The 26,407-nt window shown below is 69.0% G+C and carries 27 protein-coding genes; 15 read left to right on the top strand and 12 right to left on the bottom strand.

Annotation, left to right across the window (positions count from 1 at the left end; genetic code table 11):
* Positions 1 to 11 precede the first annotated feature (11 nt).
* The 3 genes from ACAM54_RS04785 to ACAM54_RS04775 are packed head-to-tail and all read left to right on the top strand — an operon-like array spanning position 12 to position 2,136.
* Positions 12 to 806: a CbtA family protein gene (locus ACAM54_RS04785; protein WP_369649993.1), complete on the top strand. Its 795-nt coding sequence runs from the start codon at positions 12 to 14 to the stop codon at positions 804 to 806.
* The gene (gene cobJ / locus ACAM54_RS04780) at positions 803 to 1,783 is read left to right on the top strand and encodes a precorrin-3B C(17)-methyltransferase (protein WP_369649992.1); all 981 of its coding nucleotides are present in this window, start codon (positions 803 to 805) and stop codon (positions 1,781 to 1,783) included. Before ACAM54_RS04785 ends, cobJ begins: the two co-directional genes overlap by 4 nt.
* A complete protein-coding gene (locus tag ACAM54_RS04775) occupies positions 1,780 to 2,136 on the top strand; it encodes a ferredoxin (protein ID WP_369649991.1) in 357 nt (118 codons plus the stop codon). The genes cobJ and ACAM54_RS04775 overlap by 4 nt, the downstream gene beginning before the upstream one ends.
* Positions 2,137 to 2,152: 16 nt before the next feature.
* Here the strand turns inward: ACAM54_RS04775 and ACAM54_RS04770 are convergent, their stop codons facing one another.
* The 4 genes from ACAM54_RS04770 to ACAM54_RS04755 form a co-directional block, all read right to left on the bottom strand.
* Entirely contained in the window at positions 2,153 to 3,391 is a 1,239-nt protein-coding gene (locus ACAM54_RS04770) for a dihydrolipoamide acetyltransferase family protein (RefSeq protein ID WP_369649990.1), read from the bottom strand.
* A complete protein-coding gene (locus ACAM54_RS04765; RefSeq protein ID WP_307698341.1) occupies positions 3,392 to 4,405 on the bottom strand; it encodes an alpha-ketoacid dehydrogenase subunit beta in 1,014 nt (337 codons plus the stop codon).
* A gap of 4 nt (positions 4,406 to 4,409) precedes the next feature.
* A complete protein-coding gene (locus tag ACAM54_RS04760) occupies positions 4,410 to 5,651 on the bottom strand; it encodes a 3-methyl-2-oxobutanoate dehydrogenase (2-methylpropanoyl-transferring) subunit alpha (protein WP_369649989.1) in 1,242 nt (413 codons plus the stop codon).
* Between the two features lie 101 nt (positions 5,652 to 5,752).
* Positions 5,753 to 6,031: a GIY-YIG nuclease family protein gene (locus ACAM54_RS04755; RefSeq protein WP_145740781.1), complete on the bottom strand. Its 279-nt coding sequence runs from the start codon at positions 6,029 to 6,031 to the stop codon at positions 5,753 to 5,755.
* Between the two features lie 167 nt (positions 6,032 to 6,198).
* Here ACAM54_RS04755 and ACAM54_RS04750 point away from each other — a divergent pair, with 167 nt between their 5' ends.
* Positions 6,199 to 6,510 carry a hypothetical protein gene (locus tag ACAM54_RS04750; protein ID WP_145740779.1) on the top strand — a complete coding sequence of 104 codons (312 nt, stop codon included), beginning with the start codon at positions 6,199 to 6,201 and terminating at the stop codon, positions 6,508 to 6,510.
* 111 nt (positions 6,511 to 6,621) lie between these two features.
* On the opposite strand, the gene ACAM54_RS04745 is transcribed toward ACAM54_RS04750, so the two are convergent.
* From ACAM54_RS04745 to glmS, 3 genes are all read right to left on the bottom strand, one after another.
* Positions 6,622 to 6,969: a DUF2200 domain-containing protein gene (locus ACAM54_RS04745; protein WP_145740777.1), complete on the bottom strand. Its 348-nt coding sequence runs from the start codon at positions 6,967 to 6,969 to the stop codon at positions 6,622 to 6,624.
* 8 nt (positions 6,970 to 6,977) lie between these two features.
* Positions 6,978 to 8,102 carry a 3-deoxy-7-phosphoheptulonate synthase gene (locus ACAM54_RS04740; protein ID WP_369649988.1) on the bottom strand — a complete coding sequence of 375 codons (1,125 nt, stop codon included), beginning with the start codon at positions 8,100 to 8,102 and terminating at the stop codon, positions 6,978 to 6,980.
* A 78-nt stretch (positions 8,103 to 8,180) separates the two neighbouring features.
* Positions 8,181 to 10,073: a glutamine--fructose-6-phosphate transaminase (isomerizing) gene (glmS, locus tag ACAM54_RS04735; RefSeq protein ID WP_307698345.1), complete on the bottom strand. Its 1,893-nt coding sequence runs from the start codon at positions 10,071 to 10,073 to the stop codon at positions 8,181 to 8,183.
* A gap of 138 nt (positions 10,074 to 10,211) precedes the next feature.
* On the opposite strand from glmS, the gene ACAM54_RS04730 reads away from it, so the two are divergent.
* Positions 10,212 to 10,697: an Lrp/AsnC family transcriptional regulator gene (locus ACAM54_RS04730; protein ID WP_369649987.1), complete on the top strand. Its 486-nt coding sequence runs from the start codon at positions 10,212 to 10,214 to the stop codon at positions 10,695 to 10,697.
* Positions 10,698 to 10,718: 21 nt separating this feature from the next.
* On the opposite strand, the gene glmU is transcribed toward ACAM54_RS04730, so the two are convergent.
* Positions 10,719 to 12,152, bottom strand: a complete 1,434-nt coding sequence (gene glmU / locus ACAM54_RS04725) for a bifunctional UDP-N-acetylglucosamine diphosphorylase/glucosamine-1-phosphate N-acetyltransferase GlmU (RefSeq protein WP_369649986.1) — start codon at positions 12,150 to 12,152, stop codon at positions 10,719 to 10,721.
* A gap of 31 nt (positions 12,153 to 12,183) precedes the next feature.
* Here glmU and ACAM54_RS04720 point away from each other — a divergent pair, with 31 nt between their 5' ends.
* On the top strand, positions 12,184 to 13,038 hold the full coding sequence (locus ACAM54_RS04720; protein WP_261380241.1) for a DUF6279 family lipoprotein: 855 nt from the start codon (positions 12,184 to 12,186) through the stop codon (positions 13,036 to 13,038).
* Here ACAM54_RS04720 and ACAM54_RS04715 read toward each other — a convergent pair.
* The gene (locus ACAM54_RS04715) at positions 13,035 to 13,727 is read right to left on the bottom strand and encodes a Crp/Fnr family transcriptional regulator (protein WP_145741984.1); all 693 of its coding nucleotides are present in this window, start codon (positions 13,725 to 13,727) and stop codon (positions 13,035 to 13,037) included. The two genes, ACAM54_RS04720 and ACAM54_RS04715, sit on opposite strands and share 4 nt — an antisense overlap.
* A 168-nt stretch (positions 13,728 to 13,895) precedes the next feature.
* Between ACAM54_RS04715 and ACAM54_RS04710 the strand changes: the two genes are divergently transcribed.
* The gene (locus tag ACAM54_RS04710) at positions 13,896 to 14,300 is read left to right on the top strand and encodes a BLUF domain-containing protein (protein ID WP_145740767.1); all 405 of its coding nucleotides are present in this window, start codon (positions 13,896 to 13,898) and stop codon (positions 14,298 to 14,300) included.
* Between the two features lie 52 nt (positions 14,301 to 14,352).
* Here ACAM54_RS04710 and ACAM54_RS04705 read toward each other — a convergent pair whose 3' ends face one another.
* The gene (locus tag ACAM54_RS04705) at positions 14,353 to 14,673 is read right to left on the bottom strand and encodes a DUF2917 domain-containing protein (RefSeq protein WP_145740765.1); all 321 of its coding nucleotides are present in this window, start codon (positions 14,671 to 14,673) and stop codon (positions 14,353 to 14,355) included.
* 166 nt (positions 14,674 to 14,839) lie between these two features.
* Here ACAM54_RS04705 and ACAM54_RS04700 point away from each other — a divergent pair, with 166 nt between their 5' ends.
* Positions 14,840 to 15,823: a LysR substrate-binding domain-containing protein gene (locus ACAM54_RS04700; protein ID WP_145740764.1), complete on the top strand. Its 984-nt coding sequence runs from the start codon at positions 14,840 to 14,842 to the stop codon at positions 15,821 to 15,823.
* 132 nt (positions 15,824 to 15,955) lie between these two features.
* Here ACAM54_RS04700 and ACAM54_RS04695 read toward each other — a convergent pair whose 3' ends face one another.
* Complete coding sequence (locus tag ACAM54_RS04695; protein ID WP_192323145.1) at positions 15,956 to 16,573, bottom strand: 5-formyltetrahydrofolate cyclo-ligase; 618 nt, start codon at positions 16,571 to 16,573, stop codon at positions 15,956 to 15,958.
* Positions 16,574 to 16,582: 9 nt separating this feature from the next.
* Between ACAM54_RS04695 and ACAM54_RS04690 the strand changes: the two genes are divergently transcribed.
* From ACAM54_RS04690 to ACAM54_RS04680, 3 genes are all read left to right on the top strand, one after another.
* Positions 16,583 to 18,613 (top strand): transglycosylase SLT domain-containing protein, encoded by a 2,031-nt coding sequence (locus ACAM54_RS04690; protein ID WP_369649985.1) that lies wholly within the window; start codon positions 16,583 to 16,585, stop codon positions 18,611 to 18,613.
* 1 nt (position 18,614) lies between these two features.
* Complete coding sequence (locus ACAM54_RS04685; protein ID WP_145740758.1) at positions 18,615 to 19,187, top strand: MgtC/SapB family protein; 573 nt, start codon at positions 18,615 to 18,617, stop codon at positions 19,185 to 19,187.
* A 115-nt stretch (positions 19,188 to 19,302) separates the two neighbouring features.
* The gene (locus tag ACAM54_RS04680; RefSeq protein WP_209500035.1) at positions 19,303 to 19,986 is read left to right on the top strand and encodes a glutathione S-transferase family protein; all 684 of its coding nucleotides are present in this window, start codon (positions 19,303 to 19,305) and stop codon (positions 19,984 to 19,986) included.
* 116 nt (positions 19,987 to 20,102) lie between these two features.
* Here the strand turns inward: ACAM54_RS04680 and ACAM54_RS04675 are convergent, their stop codons facing one another.
* A complete protein-coding gene (locus tag ACAM54_RS04675; protein WP_369649984.1) occupies positions 20,103 to 20,828 on the bottom strand; it encodes an OmpW family protein in 726 nt (241 codons plus the stop codon).
* A 161-nt stretch (positions 20,829 to 20,989) separates the two neighbouring features.
* On the opposite strand from ACAM54_RS04675, the gene ACAM54_RS04670 reads away from it, so the two are divergent.
* The 4 genes from ACAM54_RS04670 (at position 20,990) to otsA (ending at position 26,402) form a co-directional block, all read left to right on the top strand.
* Entirely contained in the window at positions 20,990 to 22,249 is a 1,260-nt protein-coding gene (locus ACAM54_RS04670; protein ID WP_369649983.1) for a multifunctional CCA addition/repair protein, read from the top strand.
* Between the two features lie 69 nt (positions 22,250 to 22,318).
* A complete protein-coding gene (otsB, locus tag ACAM54_RS04665) occupies positions 22,319 to 23,101 on the top strand; it encodes a trehalose-phosphatase (RefSeq protein WP_261380240.1) in 783 nt (260 codons plus the stop codon).
* Positions 23,098 to 25,020, top strand: a complete 1,923-nt coding sequence (locus ACAM54_RS04660; RefSeq protein ID WP_145740751.1) for a glycoside hydrolase family 15 protein — start codon at positions 23,098 to 23,100, stop codon at positions 25,018 to 25,020. The genes otsB and ACAM54_RS04660 overlap by 4 nt, the downstream gene beginning before the upstream one ends.
* Positions 25,017 to 26,402, top strand: coding sequence for an alpha,alpha-trehalose-phosphate synthase (UDP-forming) (gene otsA / locus ACAM54_RS04655; protein WP_145740749.1), 1,386 nt, complete (start codon positions 25,017 to 25,019; stop codon positions 26,400 to 26,402). Before ACAM54_RS04660 ends, otsA begins: the two co-directional genes overlap by 4 nt.
* Positions 26,403 to 26,407 lie beyond the last annotated feature (5 nt).

Genomic DNA, 26,407 nt, shown 5'->3' with positions numbered 1-26,407 from the left:
CGGAACATTCCATGATCTTCCAACGATTGATCTGGTGCGCACTGGCGGTGGCCGTGCTGGTGGGCAGCGTGCAGACCGGCGTGCAGCAGTGGCAGGCCACGCCGATCATCCAGGCGGCCGAAAGCTACGAGTCGCAGAAGGCCGCGCCCCTGCCGGACCACGGCCATGACGCGGCGCATGCCCACGGCGCGGCCGCGGATGAAGTGCAGTGGCAGCCCCAGGACGGTGCCGAGCGCAGCTTCTGGAGCTGGGTCGCCAACATGCTGCATGCCTTCAGCATGGCGCTGCTGGTGCTCGCGGCGATGGGCGTCTGCCTCTGGCGCGACGCCCGCATGCGCTCGCTGCCGCTGGCGCTGCTGGTGTCTGCCGCCGGCTGGCTGATCTTTCACTTCTGGCCCTCGCTCGGGCTGCCGGCCGAGATCCCCGGCATGGATGCGGCCCGGCTGGGTTCGCGCCAGGGCTGGTGGGTGCTGGCCGCGGCCGGCGCGGCGCTGGCCTGCATCTCGCTCGCGGGGCTGCGCAGCGCCTTGCGCTGGCCCGCGGCCGCGGCCTGGCTCGCGCTGCCCTTCGTGGTGGGTGCGCCGCAGGCCGCGGGCGATCCTTTCGCGGGCTTCGGCGCCGAGGCACAGGCCGCACTGCGGATGCTCGATGCGCGCTTCATCTGGGCGACCACCTGGATCTCGCTGAGCTTCTGGGCCTCGACGGGCGTGGCCTGCGGCCTGGCGTTCGAGCGCTGGCTGCGGCCGGCGCTGGCCGCTGCGTTCGGTGCTTCGCGCACTGCGCCGGCACTGGAGGTGAATCCATGAGCGGCAAGATCTCGCTGGTCGGCATCGGCCCCGGCCACCACGACCACATGACGGGCCGCGCGCTGGCCGCGATCGCCGAAGCCGACGTGGTGGTCGGCTACAGCACCTACATCAAGCTGGTGGCCGACCTGCTCGAGGGCAAGGAGGTGATCCGCAAGGGCATGACCGAGGAACTCGACCGCGCCGTCAACGCGCTCGAGCGCGCCCGCGAAGGCAAGAAGGTGGCGCTGATCTCCAGCGGCGACGCCGGTGTCTACGGCATGGCCGGACCGACCTACGAGGTGCTGTTCCAGGCCGGCTGGACGCCGGACGCGGGCATCGCCGTCGAGGTGGTCCCCGGCGCGTCGGCCATCAACGCCTGCGCGGCGCTGGTGGGCGCGCCGCTCACGCACGACTTCTGCTCGATCTCGCTGAGCGACCTGCTCACGCCCTGGCCCGTGATCGCGCGGCGGCTCGACGCGGTGGCGGCGGCCGACTTCGTGGTGGCCCTGTACAACCCGAAGAGCGGACGGCGCACGCAGCAGATCGTGCAGGCGCAGCAGCTCTTCCTGCGGCACCGGCGGCCGGACACGCCGGTGGCGGTGGTCAAGTCGGCCTACCGCCGGCGCGAGCGCATCGAGTTGACCACGCTCGCCCACATGAGCGAGTGCGACATCGGCATGCTGACGACGGTGCTCATCGGCAACAGCCACACCTTCGTGCAGCACGGCCTCATGGTCACGCCGCGCGGCTATGCCAACAAGTACGACCTGGACGACGGCGGCAACACGCGCAGCGGCGAGAAGCCCGGCCGCTCGCTGTCGACCGGCCTGCTGGGCTGGATGGCCAACCTGCGCGCCGACCATGCCGAAGGGGCAAGCGCCGCCGCGCTGGCGGTCCAGCACCGCCTGCCCGCCGACTACATCGAGGCCGTGCTGGCCGCACCGGCCGAGGAAGAAAGCGCCGCGGCCGCGCCGCTCGAGGAGGCGCAGGAATGAGCGAAGTGGTCAAGCCGAAGATCGGCGGCTACAAGCGCCACCTGCTGGTCTGCACCGGACCGCGCTGCAGCCCCAACGGCGCCTCGCAGGACCTGTTCGACAGCCTGGGCGACAAGTTCAAGGCCGCGGGCCTCCACGAGGGTGCGCTGCGCGTCAAGCGCAGCCGCGTCGGCTGCTTCGCGGCCTGCAAGGGCGGACCGGTGATGTGCGTGCAGCCCGACGGCACCTGGTACTACAACGTCACGCCCGAGAACATGGACCGCATCCTGTCGCAGCACCTGGTGGGCGGCGTGGTGGTGGAAGACCTCGTGTTCCACCAGGGACCGGGACTCGCGCCGGACGGCGAGGCCTGAGGCGCCGCGGCGCCGGCTACTCGGCAAAAAGCAGCGCCGGGCATTCGAGCGAGGCGCGCACGGCCTGCACGAACTCGGCCGCCAGCTGGCCGTCGACCACCCGGTGGTCGAAGGAGGACGACAGGTTCATCATGCGCCGCGCGGCCACCGCGCCATCCTGCATCACCGGGCGCTGCACGATGCGGTTGACGCCGACGATCGCCACCTCGGGCGCATTGATGATCGGCGTGGACGCGATGCCGCCCAGCGCGCCCAGGCTCGTGACGGTGAGGGTCGAGCCGCTCAGTTCGTCGCGCGTGGCCCGGCCCGCGCGCGCGGCCTCGGCCAGCCGCGCGATCTCGGTGGCGCTCGACCAGGGATCGCGTGCTTCGGCGTGGCGCAGCACCGGCACCATGAGACCGACCGCGGTCTGGGTCGCGATGCCGACGTGCACCGCGCCATGGCGCGTGAGCACGCCCGTCTCGTCGTCGAAGCGGGCGTTGATCTGCGGAAAGCGCGGCACCGCCAGCACGATGGCGCGCACCAGCAGCGGCAGCAGCGTCAGGTGCGCCCGCTCGCTGCCCCAGCGTTCGTTGAGCCGCGCGCGCAGCAGCTCCAGCTCGGTCACGTCGACTTCCTCGACGTAGGTGAAGTGCGGGATGCGGCGCATCGCATCCTGCATGCGCTGCGCGATGCGGCGGCGCACGCCGGTCACGGGCACGGCCTCCTCGTCGTTGCGCTCTGCGTAGCGCGGCGGGCTCGGCGCCTGCGCGCGCTGCCGGCGGAGCAGCCAGGCGTCGAGATCCTCGTGCAGGATGCGGCCGTCGGCGGCGCTGCCCTGAATCTGCTGCAGATCGATGCCGAGCACCGCGGCGCGGTGGCGCACCGCGGGTGCGGCGAGCGGCTTGCCGACCGAGGGTGGCGTGCGCGCGGCCGGTGCGGATGCCGCTGCGGCTGCTGCCGCCACGGCTGGTGCAGGTTCAGGCGCCGACGCACGTGCGGGTGCGGCCGGCACCTGCACCGCCTCACCCTGCGCCTCCACGTCGATCCGGATCAGCTCCGCGCCCACCGCAAGCTGCTGCCCCACTTCGCCGCCGAGCGCGAGCACCCGGCCCGCGACCGGCGAGGGAATCTCGACGGTGGCCTTGTCGGTCATCACGTCGGCCAGCACCTGGTCCTCGGCCACCGTGTCGCCGGGCTGCACGCGCCAGGCCACCAGCTCCACCTCGGCAATGCCTTCGCCGAGGTCCGGGACCTTGATTGCATGCGTGGCCATTCAGTTCTCCATGACGCGGCGCATCGCCGCACCGACGCGCGCCGGCCCCGGAAAGTAGGCCCACTCCTGCGCATGCGGATAGGGCGTGTCCCAGCCGGCCACGCGCTCGATCGGCGCCTCCAGGTGGTGGAAGCAGTGCTCCTGCACCAGCGCCACCAGCTCGGCGCCGAAGCCGTTGGTGCGCGTGGCCTCGTGCACGACCACGCAGCGGCCGGTCTTCTTGACCGAGGCGACCAGCGTCTCCAGGTCCAGCGGCCACAGGCTGCGCAGGTCGATGATCTCGGCGTCGATGCCGGTCTCCTGCGCGGCCGCTTCCGAGACGAAGACCATCGTGCCGTAGCTGATCACCGTCAGGTCGGCGCCGGGGCGGAACACGGTGGCCGACTCCAGCGGCACCGTGTAGTAGCCCTCGGGCACTTCGCCCAGCGGATGCGCCGACCAGGACACCAGCGGCCGCTCGTGGTGGCCGTCGAAAGGGCCGTTGTACAGCCGCTTGGGTTCGAGAAAGATCACGGGGTCGTCGTTCTCGATCGAGGCGATCAGCAAGCCCTTGGCGTCGCGCGGATTCGAGGGCATCACCGTGCGCAGTCCGCAGACATGCGTGAACAGCGCCTCGGGGCTCTGGCTGTGGGTCTGGCCGCCGTAGATGCCGCCGCCGCAGGGCATGCGGATGGTGATCGGTGCGGTGAAGTCGCCCGCCGAGCGGTAGCGCAGGCGCGCCGCCTCGGACACGATCTGGTCGTAGGCCGGATAGACGTAGTCGGCGAACTGCACTTCCACCACCGGGCGCAGGCCGTAGGCGCCCATGCCGATGGCCGAGCCGACGATGCCGCCCTCGTTGATCGGCGCATCGAACACGCGCGAGCGGCCGTACTTGGCCTGCAGGCCTTCGGTGCAGCGGAACACGCCGCCGAAGTAGCCCACGTCCTGGCCGTAGATGATCACGTTGTCGTCGCGCCCGAGCATCACGTCCATGGCGGAGCGCAGGGCCTGGATCATGGTCATCGAGGCCATGGCGTCATCCCTCGGAGGACAGCTGCGCGCGCTGCCGCTTCAAGTGTTCGGGCATCTCCTTGTAGACGTCCTCGAACATGGTCGCGGCGCCGGCGACGTGGCCGTCGGCCATGGAGCCGAAGCGCTCGGCCTCCTTCAGCGCGGCGTTCACCTGCGCTTCCAGGTCGGCCTGCGTCTGCTCATGCTCCTGCTGCGACCAGGCGCCGATGGCCGTCAGGTGCTGCGCCAGACGCGGGATCGGATCGCCCAGCGGAAAATGCGCCCAGTCGTCGGCCGGGCGGTAGCGCGACGGATCGTCCGAGGTCGAGTGCGCGCCGGCGCGGTAGGTGACCCACTCGATCAGCGTCGGCCCCAGGTTGCTGCGCGCGCGCTCCGCGGCCCAGCGCGAGGCCGCCAGCACCGCGAGAAAGTCGTTGCCGTCGACGCGCAGCGACGCGATGCCGCAGCCCACGCCGCGCGCCGCGAAGGTGGTGGCCTCGCCGCCGGCAATCGCCTGGAAGGTCGAGATCGCCCACTGGTTGTTGACCACGTTGAGGATCACCGGCGCGCGGTACACGTGGGCGAAGGTCAGCGCGGTGTGGAAGTCGGACTCGGCGGTGGCGCCGTCGCCGATCCATCCCGAGGCAATGCGCGTGTCGCCCTTGATCGCCGAGGCCATGCCCCAGCCCACCGCCTGGATGAACTGCGTGGCCAGGTTGCCCGAGATCGAGAAGAAGCCGGCGCGCTTCATCGAATAGCACACCGGCAGCTGCCGGCCCTTGAGCGGGTCGCGCTCGTTGGACATCAGCTCGCAGATCAGCTCGAGCATCGTCACGTCCTCGCGCGCCAGCAGCAGGCCCTGCTGGCGGTAGGTGGGAAAGCACATGTCGCCCTGCTGCAGCACCAGCGCGTGGCCGGTGGCAATGGCCTCCTCGCCGAGGCACTGGATGTAGAACGAGATCTTCTTCTGCCGCTGCGCGATCAGCATGCGGGCGTCGAAGGCGCGCGTCTTCATCATCGCGCGCAGGCCGCGGCGCAGCAGCTCGGGGTCGGCCTCGGGCGTCCACGGACCGACCGCGCGGCCCTCGTCGTCGAGCACGCGCACCAGCGTGTAGGCCAGGTCGCTGGTGTCGGCCGGCGATGCGTCGATTGGCGGTTTTCGCACCTCGCCGGCACGCGACAGGTGGAGGTAGGAAAAGTCGGTCTCGTGCCCCGGCCGCCCTGTGGGCTCCGGCACATGCAGACGAAGAGGTGCGCCCTGGCTCATCGCGTTGTCTCCGCGCTCGATGGGATCGCTCGCCAGCAAAGCCTAGCGAATTTCAGGCGGGAGCGCAGCCGGTCAACCGCGTATTCTTTCTTGCGGGCGCGTCAGTCCTTGGTTTCGAAGAAGGCGAGCTTGCGCGCGCGGGGCAGTGCCTTGACCCTGATCTCCGCCCGCAGCGCGGCCCCCTTGTCAGGGTAGGGGCGCGCCGCAAGCACGCGCAGCGGAGGACGCGCGCGCGTGAATTTGGCGCCCAGCCCGAACACATGCTGAAAGAAGCGCTGCTCCACGTCGAGCGCGATCCCCGTGTAGTACACGCCGCCTTCGCATTCCAGGAGGTAGAGCCAGTAAGGCACAGGACCGGGGTCGGGCAGGGATCGGGGCATGGCGCGGATTGTGCAGCCGCGGCCGCTGGAAGCCGCCCTTCGCCAGAGTCGGCTTTGGCGCAACGGCGAGGAGACGCGCCGTTGCGGGCGTACAGTGGGTGGCCGAGCCCAGGCCCAGGGCGGTTGCCGTCGCCCCGCGGGGGGCTCTCCACGAATGGAGGTTGAACATGGCCCAGCATGCAATTACCGCTGTTCATTTCAGCGATGGGAAGATCGATCTCGTCGCCATTCACCCGGTGGTGGAGCAGGAGTTCGGCTCGACCGAGTTTGCGCTTGGCGCGGCACGGCGGATCGGCATCGGCGAATGCGCCGAGCTCCTTGCCGCCGGCGAGGAAGTGTGCCTTGCACGGCGCACCGAAAGTCATGCCTGGGAAGTGGTTTGCGACGTCCAGCTCCTGCCGGGCGGCGCCGGCATCACCGGCGTCGACATCGTGGGCCGACCCAACGATGCGCTGCAGAAGCTTCCTGCGTGGGACTGAGGGCTGGCGGGCAGATGCCCTTTGAGGCCTGCGCGCCCGTGGGTGGTGCCGCACTTGGGACAGACGTGGACATGCAGCTGCCGTGAACTGCTTTCCGGCCGGATCGTCCTGCTACCGGAGGATCTTCTCCATCTTCTTGCCCTTCGCGAGCTCGTCGACCAGCTTGTCCAGATAGCGGATCTTCTGCATCAGCGGATCGCCGACTTCCTCGACGCGGACACCGCAGACCACGCCCTTGATCAGCGAGCTGTTCGGGTTCATGGCGGGAGCCTCCGCAAAGAAGGTCTCGAAATCGTTCTCCAGTTCGATCTGCCGCTCCAGGCCCGCCTGGTCGTAGCCGGTCAGCCAGCGAATGACTTGATCCACCTCCTCCTTCGTGCGGTTCTTGCGCTCGGCCTTCTGGACGTACATCGGATAGACCTTCGCAAACGCCATCGTGAAAATTCGATGCGCTGGCATGGCCGCTCTCAGGCCTTGGGCAGGCGCCGCCTTGCCTTGACCGCCGATGCGAGCCCTTCGAGCACCGGCACCGTCTGGGCAAAGCCGATGCAGGCATCGGTGATCGAGACGCCGTGCTTCAGCGCCGCGCCGGGCTTCAGGTCCTGCCGCCCTTCCTCGAGATGGCTCTCGATCATGAGGCCCGTGATGCGCCGCTCGCCGGCCGCGATCTGCGCCGCCACGTCTTCGGCAACCACGATCTGCCGCTGGTGCTGCTTGCTGCTGTTGCCGTGCGACACGTCGATCATCACCTGCGGCCGCAGCCCGTTCGCCAGCAGTGCCTCGCAGCTGGATGCGACATCCGCGGCCGAGTAGTTGGGAGCCTTGCCGCCGCGCAGGATCACGTGGCAGTCGTCGTTGCCGCGCGTCTCGAAGATCGCCGCCATGCCCATCTTGGTCATGCCCATGAAGGCATGCGGCGCGCGGGCCGCGAGGATCGCATCGGCCGCCACCTTCACGCTGCCGTCCGTGCCGTTCTTGAAGCCCACCGGGCAGCTCAGGCCCGACGCCAGCTGCCGATGGCTCTGGCTCTCGGTGGTGCGGGCGCCGATGGCACCCCAGGCAATCAGGTCGGCAATGAACTGCGGACTCAGCAGGTCGAGGAATTCGGTGCCGGTCGGCAGGCCCAGCGTGGTCAGTTCGAGCAGCAGTCGCCGCGCGCGCTCCAGCCCTTCGTTGATCGCGAAGCTGCCGTCCAGGTGCGGGTCGTTGATGTAGCCCTTCCAGCCCACGGTGGTGCGCGGCTTCTCGAAGTAGGCGCGCATCACGATCAGCAGGTCGTCCTGCAGCGAGTCGGCGACGGCCTTCAGGCGCTGTGCGTATTCGATGGCCTGGTCGTGGTCGTGGATGGAGCAAGGGCCGACCACGACGACCAGCCGGTCATCGCGGCCGTGCAGCACGTCGGCGATTGCCGCGCGGCTGCCTTCGACCAGCGCCAGCGTGTTGTCGCGCACGGGCACGCGCTCCTGCAGCAAGGCCGGGGTGATGAGCGGACGGACGGCGCCGATGCGCACGTCGTCGATCCGGGTGGTGTCGAGCGTGCTGTCGCGGGAGCCGATTTCGGCATCGTGCAGGGGGTCGTCGAGGCGGGGCATGGTGGTGGCAGGCTGTGATTTCGAACTGAGTTTCTTCGATTGTCCTCTCGAAGGCGCCGGTCCCCGCACCCCGCCCACTCACTCCACCGTCACGCTCTTCGCCAGGTTGCGCGGCTTGTCCACGTCCGTCCCCCGCGCGCACGCCGTGTGATAGGCCAGCAGCTGCAGCGGCACCACATGCAGGATCGGCGACAGCGCACCGTAGTGCTCGGGCATGCGGATCACGTGCAGCCCTTCGCTGCTCTTGATCTTCGTGTCGCCATCGGCCAGCACATAGAGCACGCCGCCGCGCGCACGCACTTCCTGCAGGTTGCTCTTGAGCTTTTCGAGCAGGGTGTCGTTGGGCGCCACGGCCACCACCGGCATCTCGCTCGTGACCAGGGCCAGCGGGCCGTGCTTGAGCTCGCCGGCGGCGTAGGCCTCGGCGTGGATGTAGGTCACTTCCTTGAGCTTGAGCGCGCCTTCGAGCGCGATCGGGTAGTGCAGCCCGCGGCCCAGGAAGAGTGCGTTGTCCTTGCGCGCGAAGTCCTCGGCCCAGCCGATGATCTGCGGCTCCAGCGCGAGCACGGATTGCAGCGCGACGGGCAGATGCCGCATCTCCTTCAGGTAGCGCGCCTCGTCGGCTTCGCTCAGGCGCCCCTTGGTCTGCGCGATAGCGAGCGTCAGCAGGAACAGCCCGGCCAGCTGCGTGGTGAAGGCCTTGGTCGAGGCCACGCCAATTTCCACCCCGGCACGCGTGATGTAGGCCAGCTTGCATTCGCGGACCATCGCGCTGGTGGCCACGTTGCAGATGGTCAGCGTCTGTTCCATGCCGAGCGAGCGCGCGTGCTTGAGCGCGGCCAGTGTGTCGGCGGTTTCGCCCGACTGGCTGATGGTGACCACCAGCGTCTTCGGATCGGGCACCGAATCGCGGTAGCGGTACTCGCTCGCGATCTCGACCTGCGTCGAGATCTTCGCGATGCTCTCGAGCCAGTACTTGGCGGTGCAGCCGCTGTAGTAGCTGGTGCCGCAGGCCAGGATGAGGATCTTGTCGATGTCCTTGAACACGCGGTGGGCGCTTGCGCCTGTCGTCCTTCCGCCCTCGCCGTCCTGCCCGATGCCGTCGAACAGCTCGGGCACGATGCCGGCCACGCCCTCGAGCGTGTCGCCGATGGCGCGCGGCTGCTCGAAGATTTCCTTCTGCATGTAGTGGCGGTACGGGCCGAGCTCGGCCGCGCCGCTGTGCGCCTGCACGGTGCGCACCTGGCGCTGCACGGGCTTGTGGTTGCGGTCGACGATCCAGTATTTGCCGGGCTGCAGGTCGACCACGTCGCCTTCCTCGAGATAGACGATCTGGTCGGTCACGCCGGCCAGCGCCATGGCGTCGCTCGCAAGAAAGTTCTCGCCGCCTTCCTTGCCCGCGCCAAGGATCAGCGGCGAGCCCGCGCGCGCACCGACCACGCGCTGCGGCTCGTCGCGGCAGATCACGGCAATGGCATAGGCACCGTGCAGTTGCAGCACCGCGGCCTTCACGGCCTCGAACAGGTCGCCGTCGTAGAGGCTGTCGACGAGGTGGGCGATGACCTCGGTGTCGGTCTGGCTCTCGAACACGTAGCCCCTGGCTTCGAGCGCCGCGCGCAGGGGCTCGTGGTTCTCGATGATGCCGTTGTGCACCAGCGCGATGCGGCCGGGGCGCGTGCCCTGCGCATCGGCGCCCGGGCCATGGCTGAAGTGCGGATGGGCGTTGTGCACGGCGGGCGCGCCGTGCGTGGCCCAGCGCGTGTGGGCGATGCCGGTCAGGCCTTCGACATGGTCTTCGCGCACCTGCGTGACGAGGTCCGCCACGCGCGATGTAGTGCGCGCCCGCGTGAGCCCGCCCGCATGGACCGCGACGCCGCAGGAATCGTAGCCGCGGTATTCGAGCCTCTGCAGGCCCTGGACCAGGACCGGAACGATGTTGCGATGGGACGCTGCGCCGACGATGCCGCACATGGTGAGCTGCCTTTGAATGAAGAAGAGGCTCGATGGTAGGAAACAGTTGAAAAAATATGCATTCGAAATTCATGAAATTTCGAACTTTTCTTTCATTACTCAAGATATCTGGATTTTTATTCCATAATTCAATTGAATATGGAATCAGTTTCCCTGGATGCAATAGATCTGCGTCTGCTCGATGCGCTCCAGCGCGACGCCTCGCAGACCAACCAGCGGCTGGCCGCCGAGGTGGGCATCTCGCCGCCCACCTGCCTGCGTCGCGTGCAGCGCCTGCGGCAGGAGCGGCTGATCGAGCGCCAGGTCGCGCTGCTCTCGCCCGACCGGCTGGCCACGGTGCTGGGCCATGGCTTGCAGGCGGTGGTCGAGATTTCGCTGGACCGGCAGGACGCCGCAGCGCTGGATGCCTTCGAAGCCCGCGTGATCGCCGACGACGCCGTGCAGCAATGCTGGCGCGTCTCGCCGGGGCCGGACTTCGTGCTGGTGGTGGCGGCGCGCGACATGCCGGACTACGGCGCGCTGGCGCAGCGCCTGTTCACGGCCGACGCCAATGTGCGCAACGTCAAGGCTTTCTTCAGCCTCAAGCGCGCGAAGTTCGAGCCCAGGGTGCCGCTCACGCCCTGAGGCGCCGCAGGCTCTCTTCTCTCAATCAGCCTTCGGCTTCTTCTGCGGCCGCTTCCAGTTCGCAAAGCTGACCTGCTTGCCGCGCGCCACGGTGAGCGCGCCAGGCTCGGTCGATTTGTTCACCGTCGAGCCGCCGCCGATGGTGCCGCCCGCGCCGATGGTGACCGGCGCCACAAGCACGCAATTGCTGCCCACGTGCACGTCGTCCTCGATGACGGTTCGGTGCTTGTTGGCGCCATCGTAGTTGGCCGTGATGCTGCCCGCGCCGTAGTTCACGCGCTGGCCCACGCTGGCATCGCCCAGGTAGGCCAGGTGGTTGGCCTTGGCGCCGGCGGCGAGCGTCGAATTCTTCACTTCGACGAAGTTGCCGATGTGCACCTCGGCGCCCAGCTGTGCGCCCGGCCGCAGCCGCGCGAAGGGACCGACCAATGACCTTTCGCCCACGCTCACGCCGGCCTTCTCGCCGTCGATGTGGGTGAACGGGTGGATCACCGCGCCCGCCTCGATGCGCGCGTTGGCGATCACGCAGTTGGCGCCGATGCGCACGCCCTCGCCCAGGAACACCGATCCCTCGAACACGCAGTTGACGTCGATCTCGACGTCGGCCTCGCAGGCCAGCGCGCCGCGCAGGTCGAAGCGCGCGGGATCGGCGAGCCGCACGCCTTGCGCCATCAGCGCATCGGCCTGCCGCAGCTGCCAGGCGCGCTCCAGCGCCGCCAGCTGCGCGGGGCTGTTGATGCCGGCGACCTGGAGTTTGTCGGTGATCACGTGCGCGACCACGGGCACGCCGTCGGCCGCGGCCAGCTTGACGATGTCGGTGAGGTAGTACTCGCCCTGCGCGTTGCGGTTGTCCAGCCGCGAGAGCCAGCCCTTGAGCAGGGCGGCGGGCACGGCCATCACGCCGCTGTAGATCTCGCGGATCTCGCGCTGCGCCTCGGTGGCGTCCTTCTGCTCGACGATGGCCCTGACCTCGCTCCCCGCCTGCCCTTCGGCGCGCACGATGCGCCCGTAGCCGGTGGGATCGTCGAACTCGATGGTCAGCAGTGCGAGCCGCCGGCCGCTGCTGGCGGCGATCAGCGCGCGCAGCGTGTCCTCGCCGATCAGCGGCACGTCGCCCGACAGCACCAGCACCGTGCCGTCGTCGGGCAGGAGCGGGGCCGCCTGTTGCACCGCGTGGCCGGTGCCCAGCTGCGGCTCCTGCCGCGCGAACTGCAGCGCGGCGCCAATGGCGTTGCCGGCCATGGCGGCCTCGACCTCGGCCGCACCGTGGCCGGTGACGACGACCACATGGCGCGCGCCGATGCGCGCGGCGGTATCGGTCACGTGCCCGAGCAATGCGCGCCCGGCCAAACGATGCAACACTTTGGGCAGCCTGCTTTTCATGCGCGTGCCCTTGCCGGCCGCCATGATGACGACGTCGACCGGTCCCTGGTTGTCTTGCGGAATCTGATTCATGCTTCTTTCTACCCGAATGCGTTGCGCCAAGTTGGCGCGGATTATCGGCGTGCTGCTGATGGCCGCCGCGCTCGCAGGCTGCAGCACGGTCAGGCTGGCCTACAACAACCTGCCCGAGGTGAGCTATTGGTGGCTCGACACCTACCTCGACTTCGACGGCTCGCAGACGCCCAAGGTGCGCGACGAGCTCGGGCAATTGCTGAGCTGGCACCGGCAGAACGAGCTGCCGCGGATTGCCGGCCTGCTGCGGGAAGCGCAGGCCCTGGCGCCGCACGACGTGACGGCGGCCCAGGCCTGCCGCATGGCGGACCAGATCCGCGAGCGCCTGCTGGCGGTCACCGAGCGTGCCGAGCCGGCGGGCACCGAGCTGGCATTGAGCCTGACCGCGGCGCAGCTGCAGCAGCTCGAGCGCAAGTACGCGAAGAACAACGCCGATTACCGCAAGGACTGGCTCGAGCGCAGCGCCGCCGATGTGCAGGAAAAGCGATACGACCGCTTCCTCGACCGCCTGGAGGATTTCTATGGCCGGCTGAGCCCGGAGCAGCGCGAGCTGCTGCGCCGGCAGGTGGCGCAGTCGGTGTTTGACCCGCGGCTGGCCGATGCCGAGCGCCGCCAGCGCCAGCAGGAGGCACTGCAACTGCTGCGCGGCTTCAACGCCACCAAGCCCCCGGTGTCCGAAGCGCGCGCGGCCATCCATGCCTACGTGATGCGCATCGCCGAGCCGCCCCCCGGCCCCTGGCGCGACCACCAGCAGGCCCTGCTGCAGGAAGGCTGCCGCAACCTGGCCGCGCTGCACAACACCACGAGCGCCGGCCAGCGGGAGCAGGCGGTGCGCCGGCTGCAGGCCTACCAGGACGACCTGCGGCAGCTGGTGGCCGCGCGTTAGATCAGCGGCGTCGGCCGCATCGGGCGCTCGAAATAATCCCCCAGCGCCTCGAGCGCACGCGGCTCCAGGATGCGCAGCCAGCCTGCGTCGAGCTTGTAGAGCCCCAGGCTCTGCAGCCGGCGCAGCGTCTTGTTGGTATGCACCAGCGACAGCCCCAATGCATCGGCCAGGTGCTGCTGGCTGAACGGAAACTCGACCCAGCCGTCGCGCACCATGCCCACGCGCTGGGCCCGGCGGTACAGGTGCATCAGCAGCATGGCCACGCGCTCGGCCGCGTTGCGGCGGCCCGTGGTCACCAGGTTGTCGTCCACCAGCTTTTCTTCGCGCGCGGCCAGCCAGGTGATGTCGTAGCCGAGCTTCGGCTGGGCATGGAACAGCTCCCAGAGCCTGCCGCGCGGAAACACGCAGAGCGTGGCTTCGCTGGCGGCCTCCACGCCGTGCGTGTGGCCGTCGGCAAACTCGTCCTGCAGGCCGATGAAGTCGCCGGGCAGCAGAAAGCTCAGGATCTGCCGCCGGCCGTCGCTCAGCGTCTTGTAGCGAAAGGCCCACCCGGCATAGAGCGTGAACAGCTCGGCGCTCGGCCGGTGCTCGTCGATGATGGTGGCGCCGGCGGCGACGCGGCGGGAGCCGGCCCTGAAGGATGCGATGGCTTCGAGCTCTTGCGGCGCGACCGGCAGGAAGGCTTCCATCCTGCGCAGCGCGCAGGCCTCGCAGGGATGGGGCCCCGGAGGGGGCGAGGCGGGGGGTGCATGGTCCTCGAATTTCACGCGCCACTATAGGCTTCGGGCCTGTGTCTTTTGACATTTCGCAGGGCCCGGGAGATTCATACACTTCGCACGCCTTCCGCTTCCGAACGCATGACAGAAAAGCAAGCTCTCCACGAAGTCTTCTATTGCAGCATGCTCACGCCGGACCTGCCACCGGCCACCGTGGGCTCGATCGTGACCCAGGCCCGCGCGCGCAATGCCCAGTACGGCATCACCGGCCTTCTGGTCTTCGACGGCATGCGTTTCTGCCAGCACCTCGAAGGCCCGCACGGGGCGGTGGAGACGCTGATGCGCCGCATCGAACGCGACCCTCGGCACACCGACATCAAGGTCTTCCGCCGCGGCCCGCTCGCGGCGCGCCGCTACAGCGGCTTTGGCGTGGGCCTGGCCGAAAGCGAGGGGCCCGACCTCATGGCCGGCATCCGTGCGCTGCAGGGCGAAGCCGCGCTGGCGCACTTCCTGGCGCTGCGCCCCAGTTTCGACATCAACGGCTGAAAAAGAAAAAGGCGGCCGAAGCCGCCCTTTGCGTCCATGGAGGGATGACCGTTCAGGCCTGGTCCCACGAGTAGGTGGCACCGTAGCCATCCCACGCTTCCATGACGATGCGCTGGCCGGCGGCCACGTTCAGCGATTCGCCCGGGGCCAGCACCAGGTCTTCGCTGGGGCTGGCGGCCGTGGCGTCCGGCGTGACCCAGACCCGGCCTTGCCTGACCCGCAGCACACTGGCCGACCGCGCCTTCAGGCTCATCGCCTCGCCGGGAGCGATCTGCCAGGCACCGCGACGCACGGCCGGCGGAACGGCGGAAGCGGTGCGGGTGGAAGACGGCAGGGAAGCAAGCGATTCGGTGGTGCAGACGGCAGTGGACATGATGAAACTCCTTGGGCGTTCTCCGAAGTGCGATGACAAGACAGAGGCAATAGCGCAGTTCGGGAATGAATGATCGTTTCCATGGCGTTGGCAGTCCAATGAAAACGAGGTAGCCTACTGATTCCGAATCCGCATCAATGCTCCGATGCCGCCCATGTCCCCATCCATGCAGCATTCGCAAACCCACCTGCGCTCCCGCCCCATTTCCGCGGGGCACCTGCGCGCCTTCGAGGCGGTGGCGCGCCACCTCAACTTCCGCGCCGCCGCCGAAGAAATGGCGCTCACCCAGTCCGCCGTGAGCCGCCAGATCCAGTCGCTCGAGGAAGAAGTGGGCGTGGCGCTGTTCCTGCGCCACACCCGGGCCGTGGAGCTCACGAGCGCGGGGGCGCAGCTGCTGCTCGCGGTGCAGCAGTCGCTGCCGCGCATCGATACGGCGGTACGCCAGATCCGCCAGAGCGCGGGGCGCAAGAGCGTGTCGCTCACCACCTTTGCGTCTTTCGCATCGATGTGGCTGATTCCGCGGCTGGAGGCCTTCCAGCGCGACAACCCCGAGATCGACATTCGCATCGACGCCAGCGACGTGGCGGTCGACCTGGAGGTGGCGGACGTCGACATCGCGCTGCGCTACGGCACGCGCGAGGTCATGCCGCCCAACGCCGTGCGCCTCTTCGGCGAAACGCTCACGCCGGTGGCGAGCCCCTGGCTCCTGAAGAGCAGCCCGCCCATCAAGACACCCGCCGACATCACCGGCTTCACGCTGATCGAGGCCGGCGACGCGCACCGCACGCACCTCGAATGGCTGACCTGGCGGCGCTGGTTCGAGGTCAACGGCCTGGAGCGCGCGCAGCCCAGGCGCTGGCTCTACTTCAACTACGCCTACCAGATGGTGCAGGCCGCGCTCACCGGCCAGGGCGTGACGCTGGCGCGCAGTTCACTCATCGCCGAAAGCCTGGCCAACGGCGACCTGGTGGAGGTGCTGCCGCAGCACCGCATGGATTCGCCGATGGGCTACTGGCTCATCGCCGGGCCGCGCAATGCGCTGCGGCCCGAGATCAAGGCCTTCTGGGACTGGCTGCAGGTGCAGGCCATCACCACGCGCGAGACCATCGGCGAGGTGCCCGATCCGGACACCGTCGACAACCTCGATTGAAACGAGCCCACCCCCCGTCCCTCGCTCACTCCGTGTAGCTCGACTCCCCCCCTCGAGGGGGCAACACCGGCGGCCCGGCAAAGCCGGTTCCGCGGTGTTCCTGGCCTGGGCCGCGCTCGTTTCGCGACGGGCTCAGCCGGCAGGCCAGACCACGCCGTTGTCGTTGAGGATGGCGTCCAACGGCAGGTCGTGCGCCTCGGGCTCGAAGTCTTCGAGGAAGCCGTTGGTGAAGCCCAGGCCCACCGTGAACGGGCGCGGCTCCAGCGCGGCCAGCGTGCGGTCGTAGAAGCCGCCGCCGTAGCCCAGCCGGTAGCCGCCGGCGCTGTAGCCCACGCAGGGCACGAACAGCAGCGTGGGCACGATCAGCTCGGTGTCCTTGGGCTTGGGAATGCCGTAGGCGTCTTCCTCCATCTGGCAGCCCGGGTACCAGGCGTGGAAGGTCAGCGTCTTGTGGACCTTGTTCATCACCGGCAGCCCGATGCGGCGGCGCTGAGGCTCGTCGATCAGCTCGCCGTCTTCCTTCCAGCGGTGCAGCGCGGGCAGCGGATCGAACTCGCCCTTGATCGGCCAGTAGGCGCCGATCACGGTGTCGGGCCGGCCCACGAGCCAGATCCGCATCACGCGCTGCAGCAGGTCGGCCCTGGCGAGCCGGTCGGGCATCGCCAGGCGCTGCTCGATCAGTGCTTTTCTCACCTGATCCTTGAGAAAACTCGTGGTCGCCGAGGTGTCGGCATCCTTTGACTTGTCCATAATCCCCCGATGCAGTTCCCAAGCATTTTGGCACCCATGCGGCATCGCCCGCGCAATGCAGCGTCCGCGCTGGTTTTTTCCGCCGTCCTGGCTGCCGCCGCACTGCTTTTCCAGCAGCCCGCCGCCGCACAGGCCAACAGCAACGACGACGTCCTGATCCAAATGAAGCAGGCGTTCCAGCGCGGCGACAAGGGCCGGCTCGCGGCGCTGCTGCCGCAGGCGCGCGGCCATGCGCTCGAACCCTGGGCCGCCTACTGGGAACTCAAGGCCCGCCTGCAGGAAGCCGCGCCGAACGAGGTGCAGGACTTCTTCGCCCGCTACCCCGGCACCTACCAGGAAGACCGGCTGCGCAACGACTGGCTGCTGCTGCTGGGCCAGCGGCGCGACTGGGACGGCTTTTCCGCCGCGCTGGCGGGCTTTCGCATGGGCGACGATCCGCAGGTGCGCTGCTACGCGATCCTGGTCGAGGCGCTGCAGTCCGGCAACACCACGCAGGCCCAGGCCCACGAGGTGCGCCGCAACTGGTTCGCGCAGAAAGAGGCGGACGACGGCTGCCTGACCGCGGCCGACCGCCTGGTCGCGGCCCGCCTGCTGTCGCCCAACGACGCCTGGAAGAAGGCGCGCCTGGCCATGGAGGCCAACCGGCCGCAGGCCGCGCGCGGCGCCGTGACCATTGCCGCGCCCGATGCGCTGCCGCTGTTCGAGGAACTCAACGCCAGCGCGGCCAAGTTCCTGACCGGCCGCGCCTTCGTGGCCGCCAAGTCGCGCAAGGAGCTGGTGGTGCTGGCGCTCATCAAGATCGCCATGGCCGACCCGGAGCAGGCCGCCACCCAGCTCGACAGCAAGTGGGGGCCGATGCTTTCGGCCGAGGAGCGCAACTGGCTCTGGGGCACCATCGGCCGACAGGCCGCCAGCAAGCTCTCGCCGCTGGCCGGCAGCTACTTTGCCAACGTCACGAAGAACGGCGACCTGTCCGACGACATGCTCGGCTGGCGCGTGCGCGCCGCGCTGCGCAACGGCCAGTGGAAAGAGGTGGTGCCCGCCATCAACGCCATGAGCGAAACCGCCCAGCTGGAGCCGACCTGGGTCTACTGGAAGGCGCGCGCGCTCAGCGCGGTGGGCGGCGACGACCGCCGCGCACAGGCGAGCGAGCTCTACCAGAGCATTGCGGGCACCCGCGGCTTCTACGAGATGCTGGCGCTGGAGGAACTCGGCCAGCGCACCGTGGTGCCCACGCGCCCGGCGCCGCTCACGCCCGAAGAAAAGAATGCCGCGCGCAGCAACATCGCGCTCAACCGCGCGCTCTACGCCATTGCGATCGGCCTGCGCTCCGAGGGCACGCGCGAATGGAACTACGCCACCAACCTGCACGACAAGGGCGGCATGGACGACCGCGCGCTGCTGGCCGCGGCCGACTTCGCCTGCCAGCGCGAGGTGTGGGACCGCTGCATCAACACCAGCGAGCGCACCAAGGGCATGATCGACGCCGAGCAGCGCTTTCCCATGCCCTTCCGCGACACGGTGCTGCGCAAGAGCCAGGACATCGGGCTCGACCCGGCCTACGTCTACGGCCTGATCCGCCAGGAAAGCCGCTTCATCATGGACGCGCGATCTGGCGTCGGCGCCTCGGGTCTGATGCAGGTCATGCCCGCCACCGCGCGCTGGACCGCGCGCAAGATCGGCCTGGCCGGCTTCACGCCCGGGCAGATCAACGACCATGAAACCAACATCACGATCGGCACCAACTACCTGAAGCTCGCGCTCGACGACTTCGACGGCTCCATGCCGCTGGCCGCGGCCGCCTACAACGCCGGCCCGGGACGGCCGCGCAGCTGGCGCAACGGCCCGGTGATGGAAGCCGCCATCTGGGCCGAGAACGTGCCCTTCAGCGAAACACGCGACTACGTGAAGAAGGTGCTGGCCAACACCACCAACTACGCCGCGCTGATCAGCGGGCGCCCGCAGTCGCTGAAGGAGCGCCTGGGCCGCGTGGGCCCGCGCGACGCGTCGGAGCCCGAACCCAACAAGGACCTCCCCTGACATGAGCTGGGCCGGCCAGGTGCTGGACACCGTCGCGGCCGAATTCTCGGACGTGGGCGACGCCGCCCAGTTCACGCGCATCGTCGTTCGGCTGATGCTCGCGGCGGTGATCGGGTTCATGCTCGGCTTCGAGCGCGAGCAGCAGGGCAAGGCGGCCGGCGTGCGCACCCACATGCTGGTGGCCATCGGCTCGGCGCTTTTCGTGCTGATTCCGCAGCAGACCGGCATCGCGCCGGCCGACATGAGCCGGGTGGTCCAGGGGCTGGTGGCGGGCGTGGGCTTTCTCTGCGCCGGCACCATCCTCAAGCGCGGCCCGGACGAACATCACGTGCAGGGCCTCACCACCGCCGCGGGGCTGTGGATGACAGCCGCCATCGGCATGGCCTGCGGCCTGGGCCGCGAAGTCACCGCCATCCTGAGCGCACTGCTGGCGCTGGCCGTGCTTGCGCTGGTGCCGCGCCTGGTCGAGATGGTCGAGCGCCTGGTCGGGCCGCCGCGCGGCGAAGCCAAGTCCGGCGATGCGCCGCGCGTGATCGCTTCGCCCGACGACCAGCAGCAGCCGCCGCCGCGCTGAAGAAGAATGCAGCGCCGCGGCGCATCAATTCGGCCGCATTTCGGCATCAATTCGCGGACGCGGCCCCGCTAGCATCGACGGTTTTTCTCTCTCATCCCAACCGCAGGATCGCACCATGCGCAAGCTCTACATCGGCAACAAGAACTACTCGTCCTGGTCCATGCGGCCCTGGGTGCTCATGAAGCAGGCCGGCATCCCGTTCGAAGAGGTGAAGGTCCGCTTCGATTCCTTCGCGCCCGACTCGCACTTCAAGAAGACCATGGGCGCGATCAACCCGGTGGCCGAGGTGCCGGCGCTGGTGGACGGCGAGCTGGTGGTGTGGGACACGCTCGCCATCGCCGAATACCTGGCCGAGAGCTTTCCCGAGAAGCAGCTCTGGCCCCGCGCCGCGGCCGACCGGGCCCGCGCGCGCAGCGTCTGCGCCGAGATGCATGCGGGCTTCGGCAACCTGCGCAGCCTCTGCCCCATGAACATCGAGGCCTCGCTGCCCGACGTCGGCGCACGGCTGCTGAAGGACAACCCCGCCCTGCAGGCCGACCTCGGCCGCATCGTGCAGATGTGGAGCGGCCTGCTCGACGCCCACGGCGGCCCGCTGCTGTTCGGCGGCTTCAGCATTGCCGACAGCTACTTCGCACCGGTGGGCACGCGCATCAAGACCTACGGGCTGCCGGTGCCGCCAGCCATCAGCGCCTACATCGAACGGGTGCAGGCCCTGCCCGGCGTCAAGGCATGGATCGACGACGCCCTGGCCGAGAAGGACTTCGTGGCGTTCAACGAGCCCTACCGCCAGCACCGCTGACCAGGGCGCAGCCCAGGCCAGGAACACCGCGGAACCGGCTTCGCCGGGCCGCAGGTGTTGCCCCCTGGAGGGGGGAGTCGAGCTACACGAAGTGAGCGAGGGACGGGGGTGGGCCCTCAGAACCTGTAGGTCGCCGAGAGGTAGGTCACGATCGGGTTCAGCTTGAGCCTGGCCTCGCTGGTGGCGACCGGCAGGCCGGTGATCGTGGACGTCGTGAGCTTGGCCTTGGTCTTCAGCGAAATGTAGGAGACCGAGAACGACACGCCCCAGTGCTTGTCGATCTGGTAGGCCACGCCTGCATTGAGCACGGGCGCGAACGAGCTGTCGAGCTTGGCGGTGGTCGAGGTGGAGAATGGCCGCTGGCGCAGCTGGCTGCCGAGCGCACCCTGCAGCTCCGGCGTGAGCTGGATGTCGCTGTACCAGACATAGGTCGCCCCCAGGCCCACGAACGGGCGCAGCGCGGCATTGCCCTCGTTGAAGTAGTACTTGCCGAGAATGGTGGGGCTCCATTGGCGGGCTTCACCGAGTTCGCCCACGCGGGCCAGCGTGCCGGTGCCTTCGAGCTTGAACTTCGGCGGAATGCCGAACACGCCCTCGACGGCCCAGTGGCTGTCGATGAAATAGATCGCGCTCAGGCCCAGCGTGTCCGAATCCTTGACGGATGCGCCCGAACCGGCCACCACGCTGCGCACCGGCGCGGTCAGCGTGAGCGGCTTGCTCGAATCCTGCGGCGCGAAATGAAGCCAACCCGCGCCGACCACCCAGTCTCCAGCGCTCTGCGCCCACGCACCTCCGGACACCAGCGCGCCCATGACCGTCAGCGCAAGCATTGTTTTCTTCATGACGTGATTACTCCTTTTGGTTTAAAAATCTTGAGCACGCGGCCTCCACTGCGACAGCGGCTACTTTTCGGGCATATCGACGAACGATCGTCCGATCGGCCCAAAAATTATCGAACGGTCGTTCTATTTTTTCCATCCCGCGTAATCCCTACACTGGGCGCATGAAAACCTATCTCGTCGGCGGCGCGCTGCGTGACCGGCTGCTGGGGCGGCCAGTGTCAGACCACGACTGGCTGGTGGTGGGCGCCACGCCGGAGGAAATGGCGGCGCGCGGCTACCTGCCCGTGGGGCGCGACTTTCCGGTGTTCCTGCATCCGCAGACGCGCGAGGAATACGCGCTGGCCCGCACCGAGCGCAAGAGCGCGCCGGGCTACCGCGGCTTCACCGTGCACGCCTCGCCCGATGTCACTCTCGAGCAGGACCTGGCGCGGCGCGACCTCACGGTCAACGCCATCGCGCTGCCCGCAGAGTTCGTGGACGCCGACGGCCGCTTCGAGCCCGACGCCGACAAGCTCGCCGACCCCTTCCATGGCCGGCGCGACCTCGAGCAAAAGCTGCTGCGCCACGTCACCGACGCCTTTCGCGAAGACCCGGTGCGCATCCTGCGGGTGGCGCGCTTTGCGGCGCGCTTCGACGATTTCTCGGTCGCGCCCGAGACCATGGCGCTGATGCGCGAAATGGTCGAAGCCGGCGAGGCCGATGCGCTGGTGCCCGAGCGCGTCTGGCAGGAGCTCTCGCGCGGGCTGATGGAAACCCGCCCGTCGCGCATGTTCGAGGTGCTGCGCGCCTGCGGCGCGCTGGCGGTGCTGCTGCCCGAGGTCGACCGTCTCTGGGGCGTGCCGCAGCCCGAGATCCATCACCCCGAGGTGGACAGCGGCCTGCACCTGATGATGGTCATCGACACCAGCGCCGGGCTCGAGGCTTCGCTGCCGGTGCGCTTCGCCTGCCTGATGCACGACCTCGGCAAGGGCACGACCGAGCCCGAGCTGCTGCCGCGCCACATCGGCCACGAGAAGCGCAGCGCCGAGCTGCTGCACGCGGTGTGCGAGCGCTGGCGCGTGCCGGTCGAGATCCGCGAGCTGGCCGAAGTGGTGGCGCGCGAGCACGGCAACATCCACCGCAGCGGCGAACTCGCGGCCGCGGCGCTGGTGCGCCTGCTGGAGCGCTGCGACGCGTTTCGCAAGCCGGCGCGCTTTGCCGACGTGCTGCTGGCCTGCGAGTGCGATGCGCGCGGCCGGCTCGGCTTCGAGGACCGGCCCTATCCGCAGCGCGAGCGGCTGCTGGCCGTGCTGGCCACCGCGGCCGGCGTGCCCACCGATGCCGTGGCGCGTGCGGCGCAGCAGTCCGGCGCCGCCGGGCCGCAGATCGGCGAGGCGATCCACCGCGCACGCGTGGAGGCCGTGGCGGCCTCGCTGGACTGACGCCGCCGCCGCAGACGTCCGACTTTGGCCGACACGGGAAATGCCAGGCCCGTGTTATGGTTTTCACCGATGCCAATGTCCTCCCAGTTGCCGCCCCCGTTGGGCCGGGATACCGCCCTCTTTCTCGACTTCGACGGCACGCTGGTCGCGCTCGCACCGACGCCCGAGGCGATCGAGATCCCTCCCGCCCTGGTGGGCCTGCTCGAAGACCTGCGCGATCAGCTCGGCGGCGCGCTGGCCGTGGTCTCGGGCCGCCAGATCGATGCCATCGACCGCTTCCTCGCGCCGCTGCGCCTGCCCGCCGCGGGCGAGCACGGCGTGCAGCGGCGCGACGCGCAGGGCCGCATGCAGGAGCAGCATGCGCCCGATCTCGCACCCATCCTGGACATCGCCAACGAACTGGCCCGCGTGCATGAAGGCCTGCTGGTCGAGCGCAAGCACGCGGCCATCGCGCTGCACTACCGGCTCGCACCGCAGCTGGAGGCCGTGTGCCGCGATGCCATGTCGCGCGCCATCGCGGGCCGGCCGCTGCTCGAGCTGCTGCACGGCAAGTTCGTGTTCGAGGTCAAGCCCACCGGGGTCAACAAGGGCATTGCCATCGAATCCTTCATGACGGAGGCGCCGTTCGCGGGCCGCCTGCCGGTCTTTGCCGGCGACGACACCACCGACGAGAGCGGCTTCGCGGTGGTGCAGCCGCGCGGCGGCATCGGCATCAAGGTCGGCTCGGGCCCGAGCCTGGCGCTGCACCGGCTGGAATCGCCGCGCGCGGTCTTTGAATGGCTGGTGCAGCTGCGCGACCAGCTGGCCGCGCCGGCCCGCAAGAAAAACGAATCCCCGAGGAGCGATGGATGAGCGAGCTGCAATTGTCGAAAGCACCCGAAGATCGCGCGGGCATGTCCATTTCCGGGGCAGCCGGGCCTGCCGACCAGGCGCCGGTCGACCCGCGCGTTGCAGCTTCCGGTGCGCCGCGCGGCTTCGGGCCGCCGGCCGAGCCCTCGCTCAACGTGGGCGTGATCGGCAACTGCGCCTACAGCGCGCTCATCGATGCACGCGGGCGCGCCGTGTGGTGCTGCCTGCCGCGCTTCGACGGCGATCCGGTCTTCAATGCACTGCTGCACCCCGGCGAGGAGGCCGGCGCCTGGGCCATCGAGATCGAGGACTTCGCCTCCAGCAAGCAGTGGTACGAACCCAATACCGCGGTGCTGCGCACGCAGCTGTTCGACAGCGCCGGCCAGGGCATCGAGATCACCGACTTCGCGCCGCGCTTCTACAGCCGCTCGCGCTACTTCCGCCCGCTGATGATGGTGCGCCGCGTGCGGCCGATTGCCGGCGCGCCGCGCATCCGCGTGGCGCTCGACCCGCGCTTCCAGTGGGGCGCCTCGGGGCCGCTGGAGGTCACGCGCGGCAGCAACCACATCCGCTACGTGGGGCCGGACGTGACGCTGCGGCTCAACACCGACGCATCGATCTCGCACATCCTTTCGCGCCAGCCCTTCGTGATCTCGCGCGAATACAACTTCATGTTCGGCGTCGACGAAACCCTGCTCGACGGCATTGCCGACACCGCGCGCAGCTTCGAGCAGGAAACCATCGCCTACTGGCGCACCTGGAGCAAGCGGCTCGCGATTCCATTCGAGTACCAGGAGGCGGTGATCCGCGCGGCCATCACGCTCAAGCTCTCGCTCTACGAAGACACCGGCGCCATCGTCGCCGCCATGACCACGAGCATTCCCGAGGCGCCGGGCAGCCAGCGCAACTGGGACTACCGCTACTGTTGGCTGCGCGATGCCTTCTTCGTGGTGCGCGCGCTCAACTCGCTCAGCGAGGTGGGCACCATGGAAGACTACCTGCGCTGGCTCGGCAACGTGGTGATCGGCTCGCACGGCGAGCACATCCAGCCGCTGTACGGCATCGGGCTGGAGCGCGAACTGCCCGAGTCGATGGTCGAGAACCTGCAGGGCTACCGCGGCATGGGGCCGGTGCGCGTGGGCAACCAGGCGCAGGAGCACTTCCAGCACGACGTCTACGGCAACATCGTGCTCGGCGCGGCGCAGGCCTTCCATGACCACCGTCTGCTGAGCCGCGCGGGCGTGGCCGAGTTTCCGCACCTCGAGGCCGTGGGCGAACAGGCCATTCGCGTGTATGGCACGCCCGATGCCGGCATGTGGGAGCTGCGCACCCGCGCCCGCGTGCACACCAGCTCCGCGCTCATGAGCTGGGCCGCCTGCGACCGGCTCGCCAAGATCGCGCGCGCGCTGGCGCTGCCCGAACGCGCCGCCTACTGGCACGGCCACGCCGCGCGCATGAAAGAGGAAATCCTCGCCAAGTCGTGGTGCGAGGAGCGCCAGGCCTTTGCCGAAAGCTTCGGCGGCCACGAGCTCGATGCCAGCATCCTGCTGATGGTGGAGGTGGGGCTGATCGACGCGCGCGACCCGCGCTTCATCTCGACCGTGGACGCCATGGAGAAGACGCTCTGCGACGGCCCCTACATGCGCCGCTACGAGGCGGCCGACGACTTCGGCAAGCCCGAGACCGCCTTCAACATCTGCACCTTCTGGCGCATCGACGCGCTCGCCAAGATCGGCCGCAAGGCCGAGGCGCGCCAGATCTTCGAGACCATGCTGGCCGCGCGCAACCCGCTCGGCCTGCTCTCGGAAGACACGCATCCGGTCACGGGCGAGATGTGGGGCAACTTTCCGCAGACGTATTCCATGGTCGGCATCATCAATGCGGCCGTGCGGCTTTCGGCGCCGTGGGATTCGTGCATATGAGCCGCTTGGTCGTCGTTTCCAACCGCGTGGCCGACCCGCGCAAGCCCGCCGCGGGCGGCCTGGCCGTGGCGCTCGGCGAGAGCCTGCAGCAAAGCGGCGGCATGTGGTTCGGCTGGAGCGGCCAGATCGTCGAGAACGGCCCCACGGGCGAAGGCGAGCTGCACATGCTGCAGGCCGGCAAGGTCACCCTCGCCACCATCGACCTGAGCCGCGAGGACCACGACAGCTACTACCTGGGCTACAGCAACGACGTGCTGTGGCCGGTGTTCCACAACCGCCTCGACCTCGCCCACTTCGACGCCGGCTTCATCGGCGGCTACCGGCGCGTGAACCAGCTGTTCGCGCGCAAGCTCAAGCCGCTGCTGAAGGACGACGACATCATCTGGATCCACGACTACCACCTGATGCCGCTCGCGGCCGAGCTGCGCGCCATGGGCTGCAGGCAGCGCATCGGCTTCTTCCTGCACATTCCGCTGCCGCCGCAGATCATCATCGCGGCCGTTCCGCAGCACGAATGGCTCATGCGCTCGCTGTTCGCCTACGACCTGATCGGCTTCCAGGCGCAGCAGGACGTGCAGCATTTCGAGCACTACGTGCGCAACGAGGCGCACGGCGAATACCTGGGCGACGAGATGTACCGCGCCTACGGCCAGACGGTGCGATGCGGCGCCTTCCCGATCGGCATCGACGTCGACGAATTCGCGGCGCTCACGCATGCGAAGGAATCGCGCGACATGTTCGAGACCATGAAGCGCGAGTATTCGCAGCGCCGGCTGCTGCTGGGCATCGACCGGCTCGACTACTCCAAGGGCATTCCGCAGCGCGTGCGCGCCTTTCGCGAACTGCTCGCCAACTACCCCGAGAACCGCCGCAGCGCCACGCTGATCCAGATCGCCTCGCCCACGCGCGAAACCGTCGATGCCTATGGCGACATCCGGCGCGAGCTCGAATCGCTGTGCGGCGCCATCAACGGCGACTACGGCGAACTCGACTGGATGCCGGTGCGCTACATCCACCGCATGGTGGCGCGCAAGCGCGTGCCGGGGCTGTGCCGCGCGGCCGCGGTCGGGCTGGTGACGCCGCTGCGCGACGGCATGAACCTGGTCGCCAAGGAATACATCGCAGCGCAGGACCCGGCCGACCCTGGCGTGCTGGTGCTGTCGCGCTTCGCCGGCGCGGCCGAGCAGCTGAAGGAAGCGCTGCTGGTGAATCCGTACGACACGCACGGCACGGCCGAGACCGTGCAGCAGGCGCTGCAGATGCCGCTCGAGGAACGGCGCGAGCGGCACCAGAAGCTGCTGTCGCGCATCCGCGAGCAGGACATCCACTGGTGGCGGCGCAGCTTTCTCGAGGCGCTGCGCCATGCCGCAAGCCAGCGGTAGGCTGG

Source organism: Variovorax sp. V93 (assembly GCF_041154485.1).
Lineage (GTDB): Bacteria > Pseudomonadota > Gammaproteobacteria > Burkholderiales > Burkholderiaceae_C > Variovorax > Variovorax beijingensis_A.
The sequence above is the reverse complement of the archived record's forward strand: the minus strand, read 5'-3'. Positions and strand labels throughout refer to the sequence as shown.

What these genes read in the sequence shown, in the direction of transcription:
- ACAM54_RS04785 (WP_369649993.1), top strand. Translation starts at nt 12, where the DNA reads ATGATCTTCCAACGATTGATCTGGTGCGCACTGGCGGTGGCCGTGCTG.
- cobJ (WP_369649992.1), top strand. Translation starts at nt 803, where the DNA reads ATGAGCGGCAAGATCTCGCTGGTCGGCATCGGCCCCGGCCACCACGAC.
- ACAM54_RS04775 (WP_369649991.1), top strand. Translation starts at nt 1,780, where the DNA reads ATGAGCGAAGTGGTCAAGCCGAAGATCGGCGGCTACAAGCGCCACCTG.
- ACAM54_RS04770 (WP_369649990.1), bottom strand. Translation starts at nt 3,391, where the DNA reads ATGGCCACGCATGCAATCAAGGTCCCGGACCTCGGCGAAGGCATTGCC.
- ACAM54_RS04765 (WP_307698341.1), bottom strand. Translation starts at nt 4,405, where the DNA reads ATGGCCTCGATGACCATGATCCAGGCCCTGCGCTCCGCCATGGACGTG.
- ACAM54_RS04760 (WP_369649989.1), bottom strand. Translation starts at nt 5,651, where the DNA reads ATGAGCCAGGGCGCACCTCTTCGTCTGCATGTGCCGGAGCCCACAGGG.
- ACAM54_RS04755 (WP_145740781.1), bottom strand. Translation starts at nt 6,031, where the DNA reads ATGCCCCGATCCCTGCCCGACCCCGGTCCTGTGCCTTACTGGCTCTAC.
- ACAM54_RS04750 (WP_145740779.1), top strand. Translation starts at nt 6,199, where the DNA reads ATGGCCCAGCATGCAATTACCGCTGTTCATTTCAGCGATGGGAAGATC.
- ACAM54_RS04745 (WP_145740777.1), bottom strand. Translation starts at nt 6,969, where the DNA reads ATGCCAGCGCATCGAATTTTCACGATGGCGTTTGCGAAGGTCTATCCG.
- ACAM54_RS04740 (WP_369649988.1), bottom strand. Translation starts at nt 8,102, where the DNA reads ATGCCCCGCCTCGACGACCCCCTGCACGATGCCGAAATCGGCTCCCGC.
- glmS (WP_307698345.1), bottom strand. Translation starts at nt 10,073, where the DNA reads ATGTGCGGCATCGTCGGCGCAGCGTCCCATCGCAACATCGTTCCGGTC.
- ACAM54_RS04730 (WP_369649987.1), top strand. Translation starts at nt 10,212, where the DNA reads ATGGAATCAGTTTCCCTGGATGCAATAGATCTGCGTCTGCTCGATGCG.
- glmU (WP_369649986.1), bottom strand. Translation starts at nt 12,152, where the DNA reads ATGAATCAGATTCCGCAAGACAACCAGGGACCGGTCGACGTCGTCATC.
- ACAM54_RS04715 (WP_145741984.1), bottom strand. Translation starts at nt 13,727, where the DNA reads ATGGAAGCCTTCCTGCCGGTCGCGCCGCAAGAGCTCGAAGCCATCGCA.
- ACAM54_RS04710 (WP_145740767.1), top strand. Translation starts at nt 13,896, where the DNA reads ATGACAGAAAAGCAAGCTCTCCACGAAGTCTTCTATTGCAGCATGCTC.
- ACAM54_RS04705 (WP_145740765.1), bottom strand. Translation starts at nt 14,673, where the DNA reads ATGTCCACTGCCGTCTGCACCACCGAATCGCTTGCTTCCCTGCCGTCT.
- ACAM54_RS04700 (WP_145740764.1), top strand. Translation starts at nt 14,840, where the DNA reads ATGCAGCATTCGCAAACCCACCTGCGCTCCCGCCCCATTTCCGCGGGG.
- ACAM54_RS04695 (WP_192323145.1), bottom strand. Translation starts at nt 16,573, where the DNA reads ATGGACAAGTCAAAGGATGCCGACACCTCGGCGACCACGAGTTTTCTC.
- ACAM54_RS04690 (WP_369649985.1), top strand. Translation starts at nt 16,583, where the DNA reads ATGCAGTTCCCAAGCATTTTGGCACCCATGCGGCATCGCCCGCGCAAT.
- ACAM54_RS04685 (WP_145740758.1), top strand. Translation starts at nt 18,615, where the DNA reads ATGAGCTGGGCCGGCCAGGTGCTGGACACCGTCGCGGCCGAATTCTCG.
- ACAM54_RS04680 (WP_209500035.1), top strand. Translation starts at nt 19,303, where the DNA reads ATGCGCAAGCTCTACATCGGCAACAAGAACTACTCGTCCTGGTCCATG.
- ACAM54_RS04675 (WP_369649984.1), bottom strand. Translation starts at nt 20,828, where the DNA reads ATGAAGAAAACAATGCTTGCGCTGACGGTCATGGGCGCGCTGGTGTCC.
- ACAM54_RS04670 (WP_369649983.1), top strand. Translation starts at nt 20,990, where the DNA reads ATGAAAACCTATCTCGTCGGCGGCGCGCTGCGTGACCGGCTGCTGGGG.
- otsB (WP_261380240.1), top strand. Translation starts at nt 22,319, where the DNA reads ATGCCAATGTCCTCCCAGTTGCCGCCCCCGTTGGGCCGGGATACCGCC.
- ACAM54_RS04660 (WP_145740751.1), top strand. Translation starts at nt 23,098, where the DNA reads ATGAGCGAGCTGCAATTGTCGAAAGCACCCGAAGATCGCGCGGGCATG.
- otsA (WP_145740749.1), top strand. Translation starts at nt 25,017, where the DNA reads ATGAGCCGCTTGGTCGTCGTTTCCAACCGCGTGGCCGACCCGCGCAAG.